The 11101-nt window shown below is 67.3% G+C and carries 7 protein-coding genes and 1 pseudogene; 1 reads left to right on the top strand and 7 read right to left on the bottom strand.

The window, feature by feature from the left end; all coding sequences use genetic code 11:
• The 6 genes and pseudogenes from J8403_RS43240 to J8403_RS43215 all read right to left on the bottom strand — a co-directional run.
• Nucleotides 1–276: hypothetical protein (locus J8403_RS43240; protein WP_211127998.1), on the bottom strand; the 276-nt coding region annotated here is incomplete at its 3' end.
• An 874-nt stretch (nucleotides 277–1150) separates the two neighbouring features.
• Complete coding sequence (locus tag J8403_RS43235) at nucleotides 1151–1396, bottom strand: hypothetical protein (protein WP_211127997.1); 246 nt, start codon at nucleotides 1394–1396, stop codon at nucleotides 1151–1153.
• 1590 nt (nucleotides 1397–2986) lie between these two features.
• Complete coding sequence (locus J8403_RS43230; RefSeq protein ID WP_211127996.1) at nucleotides 2987–3502, bottom strand: helix-turn-helix domain-containing protein; 516 nt, start codon at nucleotides 3500–3502, stop codon at nucleotides 2987–2989.
• A gap of 3367 nt (nucleotides 3503–6869) precedes the next feature.
• A complete protein-coding gene (locus J8403_RS43225; protein WP_211127995.1) occupies nucleotides 6870–7307 on the bottom strand; it encodes a hypothetical protein in 438 nt (145 codons plus the stop codon).
• Nucleotides 7308–8861: 1554 nt separating this feature from the next.
• Complete coding sequence (locus J8403_RS43220) at nucleotides 8862–9038, bottom strand: hypothetical protein (protein ID WP_211127994.1); 177 nt, start codon at nucleotides 9036–9038, stop codon at nucleotides 8862–8864.
• 854 nt (nucleotides 9039–9892) lie between these two features.
• Nucleotides 9893–10079 (bottom strand): annotated as a pseudogene (locus tag J8403_RS43215) (hypothetical protein); the annotation flags it as partial.
• Between the two features lie 36 nt (nucleotides 10080–10115).
• Here J8403_RS43215 and J8403_RS43210 point away from each other — a divergent pair.
• On the top strand, nucleotides 10116–10466 hold the full coding sequence (locus J8403_RS43210) for a DUF2290 domain-containing protein (protein ID WP_211121279.1): 351 nt from the start codon (nucleotides 10116–10118) through the stop codon (nucleotides 10464–10466).
• 266 nt (nucleotides 10467–10732) lie between these two features.
• Here J8403_RS43210 and J8403_RS43205 read toward each other — a convergent pair whose 3' ends face one another.
• Nucleotides 10733–11077, bottom strand: coding sequence for a hypothetical protein (locus J8403_RS43205; protein ID WP_211121280.1), 345 nt, complete (start codon nucleotides 11075–11077; stop codon nucleotides 10733–10735).
• Between the last annotated feature and the right edge of the window lie 24 nt (nucleotides 11078–11101).

The following is an 11101-nucleotide window of genomic DNA, read 5'->3' as shown; positions in this document are numbered from 1 at the left end:
TTGGGGTTGGCGAATCCGGCATAGAAGCGCAGGGTGTTGAGCCAGTACCCGCGCCGGACCATGTTGCGCAGAACGTCGCCGGCATCGAAGCCCGCTGGTCGGCGCCGCGCGCGTACTCGTAAGGTAGCGGGCTGCGAAGTACTCGCGCAGCGGCTGCACGTCGAACTCGAAGGTTCCCTGCACCTTGCTGGTGAGGGCCCAGACCCGGTCGGTGACGGCGGTGAACAAGTCGGTGAACATCGACTGGTCCTTCTCGACGTCGAACAGGTAGTTCATGATGGCTCTGAGCAGCTCGGGGTGGGCATCTGGCCGTTGCGGTTCTCCGCCTCGGCGCGTGCCTGCAGGTGCCATCCCAAGAACGCCGTGACTTCCTCCAGGTCAGCCCGGTGTTCGTGGACTGTCGGCGTCTTTTCTGCCTCCCTGTCCAGGAAGGTTCCATGTAGGAGGTGTAGAGCGCGGTGCGGTTGGTGGGCACGGAGTTGGCGCGCGTCGTTGCATCAAAAACAGCAGGATCGTCAGCTGCATGGGGTTGTCGGCCAGTTGGGCGATGTGCGGCTCGGCTGAGCGCTGCTTGAACGTAAGTTCCAGCTCCACCAGGCCGGGGCCTGATATGCCCCGGGCGGGCCCATTTGTGCAGGTAGGTGGTGCGCAGTTCGGGGCTGAGGCGGGTGAGTGTGATGGTTTCGAACAGGGTCTCGGACGGTTCGGCCAGCTCTGCCGCGTTGGGCCGGGGTGGTGACGATCAGCTGGGCGTTGAGGGCGGTGCGCAGCCGGGCGGTGAAGCTGTCGATCTCGCTGACGACGCGTTTGCGGGTGGCGGGGCTGGCGACTTCGTCGAGTCCGTCAAGGACCAGCAGGACGGGCAGTCGGGCAAGCAGGTCGTGCCGTCGTGGCGTCGGCGGGCAGGCCTCCGCCGTGGGCGGTGAGGAACGCGGCCAGGAAGTGTTCGAGCTGTCCGTCGCGGCGCAGGCGCTTCTTGGCCGTTGTCATCTCGTCGGCGAAAGGGTCTGGCCTGCCAGCCAGCGCGGTCGTGCAGGTCGATACGCAGTGCGATACGGGGGTCGGCGGTTGCTCCTGCGCGGCCGGGTCGGCAGCGGGCTCTTCGGCTTCGTTGAGGTAGGCCTCGCGGTGGCGCTGGCACAGGTACTGGTCAGGGTGGACTTGCCTTGGCCGGGTTCGCCGCGCACCAGGGTGTACGGGCGGTCGGCTCGCAGTAGGTAGTGTGCGGCACCGGCCAGTTCGGGCGGGGCCCTGGCGAACTCCAGCGCATGGGCAGGGAGCGCCGCAGGTTGCTCGGCTCGGAGACACGGGAGGCTCCGACGTCGATGAACAGGTCGTCGAGGTTGTGGGTGGTCAGTTCGACCTGCTTGAACTTGACCTTGGAGTCTTTTCCCACTGCGTGGCGATCACGTTCATCAGCAGGGCCCGCAGTCCCTGGTCCTGGGCCGTGCCTGGGCGCCGTGGAATGAAGTAGCGGCACCAGGTCGTGGCCGGCCAGCATGTCGGAGTAGGCCCACTTAGCTCGGTGGGCGCGGCGTCGACGCGCGCGGCGTCGACGTCGGAGCGCCACCACACCTGCACGGGTATGTTGAAGTCACGCTGGAGCCGAGCGAGTTCGGGTCCAGACGGTCCATTACTGCCCGGCCCGGGACGGCTGTGCCGGCGACGGAGGTGATGAGCACGTACCGGGTCGCGCCGCCGCTCACCAGCCGGCGGATGTTGTCCGCTTCGCCCGCACCGCTGCGCGTGAGCCAGGACACGGGTTCTGGATCGACTTGCTGGTCCATTTCACTTGATAGACGACGGTTTCGGTGCCGTCGGTACGGGTCATGTCCCGGCCGCCGTCGGAGTGCCCGACCGGGTGCAGCGGGCGTCGGGGTGAGGTGGGCGAGGAGGGCTGCGCACAGACGCTGGAGTTTTTTTCCGTCAACCGCTCGTAGAGGTAGTTGGCCTGTGCCGCGTGAAGTCCGTCACGCTGCTCCCCTGCTCGAATTTCCCGTGCCCGTACCGAAATGACAAGCCTAGACGGGCCTGTGACACCGCCCAGGCCCTACGACCCTGCGAAGCGCTCAGGCGGGCCGCAGCACAAAGCCTCCTGGTGCACCCGCGGGTGTGGAACCCCCTTCTCCGGTATCGAGATCCCGCCGGGCCTCTGCAGGCGGGTCAGGAGCTGCGGTCACACTGCAAGGGAGTCAGCGGTTTTCCTGCGGTGCGTGAAGAGGCGGGCGTCGGGGGGCCCTTGCGCTCTGTGGCCCTGGTACCGGCTGGTCAAGTACCTCAATTTGCTGGGGTGTTCACCCATGAGTGCGGCGGCTTCCTTGATGGGGTGGCCGAGGACGCAGTGGAGGAGGACAGCATCGTATTGGCGTGGGCGACGGCTGTGAGAACGGGGCGGCTGACAATACGGATGCGGGTCGTGAACCAGGACCAAGCGCAGGATGTCGGATTGAGGCGGCTGACGATGTAGGGCCAGTGGGTGGCGAGGTAGCCGAATGCCTCCCGGACCGCTCGCGTCGCTGTCGACTCCGGCAGGTGCGCCTGGGCGTACTCAAGGTAGCGCTCGTAGTGCAGGTGGTGGAATGCCTGAAAGGCGGGAGGCAAAGTCACAGCCGGCGGTTGCGCGCCACTGGGGTCGCGGTGAGTCCCAGGACACGGTCTGCGCGGGGTGTGGCGGCGTTGCGCTATCGGCAGGCATGGTTCCCCCTTGAACAGACAGACGAAGGCGTGGCGGATCACAGGGTTTCGGACGCCGACCCGACGCTCGCCGACGCTGTGGACTCGGTTGGCTGGACGGCCAGTGCGGCGTGACGTGCGGCTTTCCACAGTGGGCGGACGGTCTCGGGCCGGCCTCGCAGGGCACCGACGAAATGGCGGACAACTTGCCAATCCGGTACTTGCTGGCCGTGGAGGAGCATGGTGATCTCGTCTACGGTCAGGGCGTTGTGGCTGAGTCGCCGGATCGTGTCGGGTTCCGGGCACGAAGCGGCTAGGTGCAGCCCCCGCAAGGCAGGGTGGAGGTGTCGGCCTGGACAATAGGGTGGCCGCGGGCGGCATCCCACAGTGGTTTTAATTCGGCAGGGTCTGCACGACAGGAGAGCGCGATCTGCTGGGTGATCTTCCAGGACGGGCAACGGCCCCCGGACAGAATGCGGGAGACGTAGGAGGCAGATACTCCGGATTCCCCGGCCAGTGCGCGCAGGGTTTTATCGCTGGTGCGTTGCAGATGTGTCAGCGCGCGGGCGAGGGTGTCGGCGGGCTTGGCCTCCTCGGCCGGAGTGCTCGCTTCATTGGAGACTGGTGAGGTGGGTGCGGGTGTCGGTGGGAAGCTGCGTCCGGAGGGGAAGCGCGGTGCCGTTGCTTGGGACGGTGCCGGCGGCGGCGTAGTGCGGCTGGGCAGCGGAAGCGCGGTTTCACTGTTGCGGGCTTTGTACCGGTTCTCGATGCGGCGTGTGACAGAAGGGGTCGACATGCCACGGGAGAGCTTGTAAGGGCTGATGCTCATCGCCTCCGCGATTACAAGCGGATTTCATGCCCTGTGCCGGGCCTGCTGGACGAGGGCGTCCTTGAGGTCACGAAGTTCTTCTCCGCTTGGACCACCTGGCGCAGCGCCGTCAGTGGGTCGCACGTGCGTGCGGCACCCAGACAGACCGCGACCTGTCGGGCAACCTCATCGGCGACCTCCCTGGTGTAGGCAGCCTGGTCGCGGCTCACCTGAGCGTTCGTACGTCCCGGTTCTTGCGGTAAGCTTGCCGCATGCCTCGCTGCAGTATGGCGAGGGCGGCCGGACTTCTTCACCTGGGTAACGTGTTCGGACAACTGGGGTTGAAGCAGCGGATGGAGAGCGGATCCTTCGGGGGCATGGTGTGTAGTCCCTTTCGGGGATGAGTGACCGTGGACTTTGACCTCAGAACTTGGCGGTTTGCCAACGAGGAGGGCGGAATCCCCTTCACCGTGCGCTGACACCAGTGGAGTGGGGTCCCGCCCTTCCGGTCCGGCTTGTGGAGGCCAGATGTGCGTCTGACTTCCACAGGCCGTCGGCGTCAGGTGACGCGAAGGTGCCGGTGACGGAAGTACGAACGCCGCAAGGCGGCCGTCAGGGTCACCATGGCAGCCAGTGCCACGTCTTGGCCTCTGGGCGGCAGACCAGCACAATGCCCAGCACGGGAGCGGCGATGAACGCTCCCATCTGCATGTTGACCGTTCTGTCATGCACCTCGTTGGTTTCACCAGGCGCAACTGAGGGATGTTACGGTCGACTCGCTCCGCACGGGCCATTCGCGGCAGTCGGCGGAGCAGGAAACGGTCGGGAGGCATAGCTCTCCTTGATCGAAAGTACAGAAGCGAGTGAGCCCCGGCTACGGCATGCCAACCAGGTCCGGGGCTCCCTCGTGTTCTGGGACGCTACATGGTCACGCGGACAGCGCACCAACATTACGGTCCGTTAATCGAGCCACTCGCCGTTCCCGCCCTATTCCCTTCTCGCAGGGCCTCAGGTTCCGAACGGTGATCGGCCAATTCTGGTCGTGAAACAGAGAAAAAACGTCACACCCCGGCGCGCGGGAGCGCACTCGCGCATTGCATGGAGAGCGCGCTCTCCCATCACCACCGCATATGGCTCACTGACGGCGCGATCGGTTTCATCACGGCCGGGCATATGCGAAATCAGACTCATGTGCCCGTTCATGCGTTGGTGCCACGCTGTCACCCATGTCATCGGCATATGGCTGATGGTCGAGGCGAGGGTCTGAGAGACAGGGCCAGCGTTCAGCTCGGGATGAGCTCCTCCCCTTAGTTTCGAGTCGACCGTCGTATCGGGGGAGGTCCGGGTGGGCGGCCGGCCGTGCGGTGACGTGTCGGTGCGCTTCCTCGGTGCCGTAGGCGTCGTCGGGCAGGCGCAGGTGATGGCGTGCCTGGGCTCGGGGCCGCATGACGACAGGGTCATCAGCCCGACAGGCCGCTCGGGCTGTGGGCTGTGATGAACCGCTTCCTCTTCGGAGAAGCTGGTGTCGGGATTCCGGAGCCTGCGTGCCGGGTGAAGATCGCTTGCCTGGTCTCGGTCAGCGCGGGCACCAGGTACGAATCTCAAGGTCAATGATCTCGGCGTCGGGGCGGATACGGCTGGTCTCCACCAGCCATTGGTGTACGGCCGCGGTGACACCGCCGCTGGCAGCGTCGACGCGGCGGGCGAAGTCGGTTTGCGTCGAAACCGCCGCTGGTGGCGGAGCCATAGGAGCGTTCTTCGGTGTGGTCGGCCCCGAGGATGAGCAAAATCACTCACGTAAGATGCTGACCCTGCAGGCCAGCAAGCGTGCTCCCTACGCATGTGGGGGTCTGTCGGAGGCGTAAACTGCGGCCCCATCATGGGCCGAGTGCTCCCCACGCATGTGGGGGGCTGTCGATGGCCTCGCCGAGCGAGTGCGGCAACTACGCCCTTCCCTATGTTCATGGGAGTCTGCCGCACAGACGCGTGCGGGCAGATGTCCGGAGCCGGGTCCTCCATCGCCGCTGTAGAGGAGTACGGCGGAGCGGGAGCCGGTCAGGGTTCGATGTACGTCAAGATCTGTGCGCCGAGGTCGAGTTCGAGATGGCCGCCGCCGTGTTTACGTAGCTGCCGTCAGGCGGCGTAGCGGGTCATGATGGCCTTCCCCCCAGTCGGCAGCGCGCAGGACACTGACTCGGGCACTTGCTGCCCGTGGCGCCGGTTGGGGTCACGGCCGGTCGGGACGTGTCTGGTCCTCGGTGGGGGTAGCGCGGGTATGAGGGTCAGGTGCGCCGTGCCCGTACAGCAGGTACGGGGCTTCGTCGGGTGGCGTTGTACCCGGGCGCGGCGCCAGGCGGCGTCAAAGGTGGGTAGTGCGGTGTGTTTCGCGGCGGGCTCGGCGCATCAGCCTCAGGGCGTACCAGCTGGTGAGGGGGACAGCAGGCAGCGCAGCAGGGTGGGGGTCATGGCCGGGACAGTGCCGGCGGGGTTCGTTGTGTTCTCGAGAGTTCTTGGATCTTGTCCGCGTGTGCGGGTTGGCGGGCTCCGCGCATGGCGTCGGCGAGGAGTTGCATGAGCATGCGCTTTGCTCTTGGCGGGGGAACTGGTCGAAGAAGTCCCGTACGAGGGCGAGGACTTGGACTTCGAAGGGCTCGCCTTCGGAGCGGGGTAGCGGGCGAGGCGCTCTGCGGTGTCGGCCAGGGCCTTGTCGTCCGGCAGGCCGGCCAGGTCGGTGGTGGAGTTGGAAAGCAGCCAGGCCAGGAGGGCTGCGGGGTGGGCGAGTCGTTCGCGAGCGCCTGGGTGCGCTGGCTTTCCAGGGTGTCTTTGATGCCCTGGGTGCGGGCCGCGGTGAGGAGTTCGTTTACTGCGGCCTGGTCGTCCGGGGCCAGAGTGAGGCGGGCGGCGGCCGTCACCTTGATGCCGTGGCGGTGGTGCGGGGGTGCTCAGGTGACGGTTGCAGGCGTCGCGGGCGGCAGGGAGGTCGGTGGGGTCCTGCTCGCGCAGGGCCTCGGCTGCGGCGGATCGCAGGGCCTGCCGGATGTGGTTGGCGATGAGGTCCGTGTCGTTGGCGCTATCGGGGTCGGTGAGGACCGTGGCGGTGATGAGGGCGTGAAGTGGATGCCGGGCGGAACTGCGCAGGAGAGCGGGGAAGTCGGTGACGCCTCGCCGCAGCGCGCGGTGGCGAGCTCGCCGGGTGGTGTGGGTCATGCGCTCTCCCGTCCGAGCCCGTTGAGCGAGGGGGCAGCATCGGCGAGTGCATGTGGGTGCGTGGCGAGGGGTCCGGCTGGCGGAGAGTCGGCGCCCGCGGCGCCGGTTCGGCGCGGTCGGGGTTTCGGGTGGATCGGCTCGTGCGGCTCCGGGCCGGGTGGTGCCGGCGCGCGGTAGCTGATCATGAGGTGTTTGCGCAGTCGATGACGGCGGCGGGGGTGTGGGCGTGGCCTTCGCGGCCCATGAGGAAGGCTGCCATGGGGCCGGTCATGAGGTGCTGGTCGATGACGCGGTCGAGGATGCGGATGACGGCTTGCCTGTCGAGGGCGGCGTCGGCGACGGCCTGGGCCCAGTCGGTCAGCAGTGTTTCGGCTGGCTCGTCGAAGGCGGGTTCTTCCAGCACGGCGCACCAGCCGGCGGCGAGGTCGTCGGCGGTTGCTGGGTCGGTGAGCGCGTTGGCGAGCAGGAGGGGGGCCGGCGATGGGTCGGCCTGGGGGGTGAGCAGGGCGATGAAGGCCCTGCGTCCGGCCCGGTGGCCTCGCTCGCCTTGTGCGGGGCCGCTTCTCCAGGCGGTGACGGCGTCCCAGACCTTCGGCAGGAGGTGGAGGTTGGAGGCCATGGTGCGCAGGGCTTGGGCTGCTTCGGTGACGGCCTGGTCGTGACGCGGCCGGTCCAGGACCCATCGCAGGCAGGTCAGGGCCTGGCGTGGGTAGAGGGAGGCGAACTCGCCCTGGCAGGCGACGGCTGTGACCGTGGCGGTGCCTTCCGGGGGTTCGATGCCCAGGTCCGCAGCCGGGCGCGGACCTCCGAGCCCAGGGTGGGTGTTGGGCAGCGGTGGCGAGCATGGTGGCGGCGGCCCGTTGCCCTGGTGAGCCGGCTTGGGCCAGGCCTGGGTGATGTCGAGGGGTTTGAGGTCGTGCTCGGCGACGGCGAGGTCGGCCAGCAGCCCAGCGAGGGCGTCGATGCGGGGTGCGGCAGGGCCCTTGGGGGTGGTGAGCTTCTGGATCCAGTTCCAGCAGCGGCTGCTGGCGTCGCTGAGCGACGCCAGACGTAGCGCAGCACTGCGTCGGGGTAGCCGGGCAGGTGGTCGAAGCTGACGCGCTGGCCTCGACTTTGGCCTGCACCTTCTCGAGGCGGGTGGCGAGGGCGGGCGCAGTAAGAATGTCGGTGATGGCGCGGTGCTCATCTTGCTGAAGTAGCGTTCGGGCGGCCTTGAGGACATCGGTTGAGCTGTTCCCGTCCAGGACGATGGCCGCGAGCAGCAGGGCCCGATCGTCGGCGCTGCCCTCGGTGTCGGCGAAGGTTGCCGCGACGAGGTGCTGCCATCCGGTCATCGCATCCCGTGCCCTGCTCAGGGCATCGGGTCGTGTGGCGTCGATGCGGCTGAGTGCGACAGCGCGGCCGGCAGCCTCTCCCGGCGGCATGTCGGGCCGCAGCAGGTCCGTCAGTCCGCCACTGTCCTTGCCGTCATGGCTGGCGAGCCAGCCGATCTTGTCCGGATCCGGGTAGAGGACGTTGAGGTGGCGTTCCAGTACTAGGTCTCCGCGGGGGGCTTCGGCTGTGATGGCGATGCGGCCCATCTGCGGGTCGTGTCCGCTCGGCCAGTTGGCTGCACCGGTGATGACGATGAGGCATGAGCCCCTGTGCCGCAGCGTGTCGGCGTGTCCAAGGATTTGTCGGGCGGCTGCGGGCGGGTCGCTCCAGGTTTCTCCCGCCACGTCGAGGATGTAGCCGCGGCCTGGTTCGCGGGCAGCAGGTCGGAGTCGGGACCGTCCCAGTCGGGCAGGACGTGCCTGAGGTGGAGCCGTCCTCGCGCTGAGTCCGGTGCGGAGCGCTGGAGGCGAAGTCGGTCAGGGCCCGCAGTGCGGCGGCGGTCTTTCCGGTACCGGGCGGGCCGCTGATGACGACGATCGGCTCATCTTCGCGCAGCAGCTTCAGGATCTGGTCGGCCGTTGTCAGCGGGGTGTTGGCGGGCGTGATTTTGACCCAGGCGCGGCGTACGGCCTTGATCTCGCTGTCCGTCACGGGGAATGTCGGCAGTGTCGGGCGTTGGTGCAGGTTGATGTCGCCTGCTGCCTGGTAGATGGTGGAGTAGGAGTTGTCGCTGGCGCTGATCGTGGGCTGGGCGGGTGGGAGGCCGGTGGAGTGTGCGGTGGGAGACGTCACGGCCCGGTCACGCGTCCGCCGCGCGTGGCGAGACGCCGTAGTTGATGCCACCGCTGCCGGCGTCCACGTTGCCGAGTGCTTGCACGACCTGGCTGTGGGTGTTGTGCTGCGCGCTCAGCGGCGGGCCTTGTGCTCCTGACGCGGGCGTGTCATCGGGCAGCAGAGCGCGCAGTTCGTCCGCCATGTCGGGAAAGCGGTCGAGATAGGCAGCCAGTTGAAGGACCAGGCGGTTCTCCAGGCGTCGCCTCTCCTCGCTGTCGGGCGTGTCCGCCCGCTGGCCAGGGTCTGTGCCGCCTCGTCGAACAGGGCCAGCTGCCGGTCGGCTGCTTGTCCGTCGCGGTGCAGGAAGCGGGCGAACGCGCCCCGGACCGCATCCCATCCTCCGCGGACCATCTCTGTCACCAGTGCGGCGACACTCTGAGTTGCCACGGCCATGACATCAATTTCGGCGTCCAACGCGTCCCCCTGCACGTGCTCACGGTTGTGATGACATCTGCTCATCAGCGTGCAAAGAGGTCATCGCGCCCACAACCCCAAAAGCCGCATGTGACGGAAAACCATGCAAGAGAATCAATGAGAGGTCAGTTCGTGACGACATATAAATTAGGCCGCATGGGGAGAGTCGCGTACGCGAAGCGGGCAGCGCAGCCTCGCCTCAGGTCACCCGTTCGAACGGTTCCGGTCCCGGCCTTTCACTGCGATGTCAAGCATGCCTTGACCACCGGGCGTGTCGGGAATGACGCAAAGCCGACGGCGGGGCGGCCGCGCCGTACGCGACGACCTCCCGCCGGGACGCGCCGGCGGCATTCCCCCCGGACTGCCCGGACTCAGCGTCGCCCCAGCGCGCTCCTGCCACGCCGAGCAGCAACGGTCGCCGTCGCGGCGGCGGCCCGGCCGGAGGTCAGGATCAGAGATAGCCTGCCGGGGCGCCCCACCCAGCAACGCCCTCACCGAAACATCCGGCTCCGGTAAAGTGAGCAAAACACGGCCCGCCGAGCCTCGAACCCACAGGTCACTAGGGACTGTCTCCAGTTGTGATCATTGGGCTTTTAGGATGTTGCTGATCCAGATGGTCGCTGCGCGGAGATGAAGTCCGGCGAGGTAGCTCTCGGGCGTCTTGTCGTAGCGGGTCGCGATGCCTCGCCAGTCCTTCATCCTGTTGATGGCCCGCTCGACCGTGTTGCGGTCGCGGTAGAGATCGGTTGTGGGTGACGGGCCTGCCGCCGGCCACCGGCTCGCCTACATACCCACGCCCTACCGCATGGACCCAGACCTCGTCCGTGTCGAACCACTACTGGACGTCGTGAACATCTACGCCGCAGACACCCCCACCAGTATGGTGCTGCACTCGGCCATACGCTTCGACTACGACCCGGCATCCGCCGCTCCGGGACACCCTGCCTCACATCTGACCCTCAACTCCATACAGTGCCGAATCGCCTGTGCCGCACCTATGCACGTGGGACGGTTCATGGACTTCATCTTCCGGCACTTCTACGCCGGCCTGTGGGCAGCCCACCGCAGCTATTTCACCGAGGGCGCCACCCGTCACATAGGCGAGCGCACGCTCACCGACGACGACCGTACAAGCCCCCACCTGATGTGGCGCTAGGTTCTGGTGGCTGACCTGCACGAACTCGGAGCGCCGGTGGTCAAGGGGAGGCGTTCGAGATCCTGGCCGCAGGGTTCAAGGGAGCGCCAGAAGAGTGCTCGCTGGGCAGGCTTAGGGTCCTGTCCGACACATCCGGACAGCAAGCCGGTCTGGGCACCCGCGTCCCTGACAAGATGGGCAGGCCCGTGGCGGCGCATAGCGGCGCGTGGCCGGTCACCCGCTGGCGGCGGTGACCGAAGACGAACAAGCAGAGTCGACGGCGCTCCCTAGCACCCGTCGGCCCCGGTATTCACCGCGGGCCGTCCTCCGCAGTGAGCGGTCCGAGCTTCAGTTTCGGTGACGGCCCCGTTGATGAGGCCGTGGACCAAGCCCACGGCCGTGGCCCCGCGTTCCAGGACGTCGAGTTTGTCGTCAGTCAGCAGCCTCTGGTCGTCCGCGAGGACCTGGGGCTTGCCGCCGTAGCGTATCGACGCGTGGAGAATGACCGTGGGCACCGCGGTGACGAGGAGGTCCGTAGTGTCGTCCAGGAGGCCGTGCTCTCCGGTCGGTGTGGCCTCGGCCGGACGCTCACGGGCGAACTCATCGGCTTCTGGGCGGGTCTTGCGCAGCATGTCCAGGACCTCTGCCGCCTTCTT

The sequence above is a fragment of the Streptomyces yatensis genome (assembly GCF_018069625.1).
GTDB lineage: Bacteria > Actinomycetota > Actinomycetes > Streptomycetales > Streptomycetaceae > Streptomyces > Streptomyces yatensis.
Note: the sequence above shows the minus strand (reverse complement) of the source record. Positions and strands in the feature narration are given on the sequence as shown.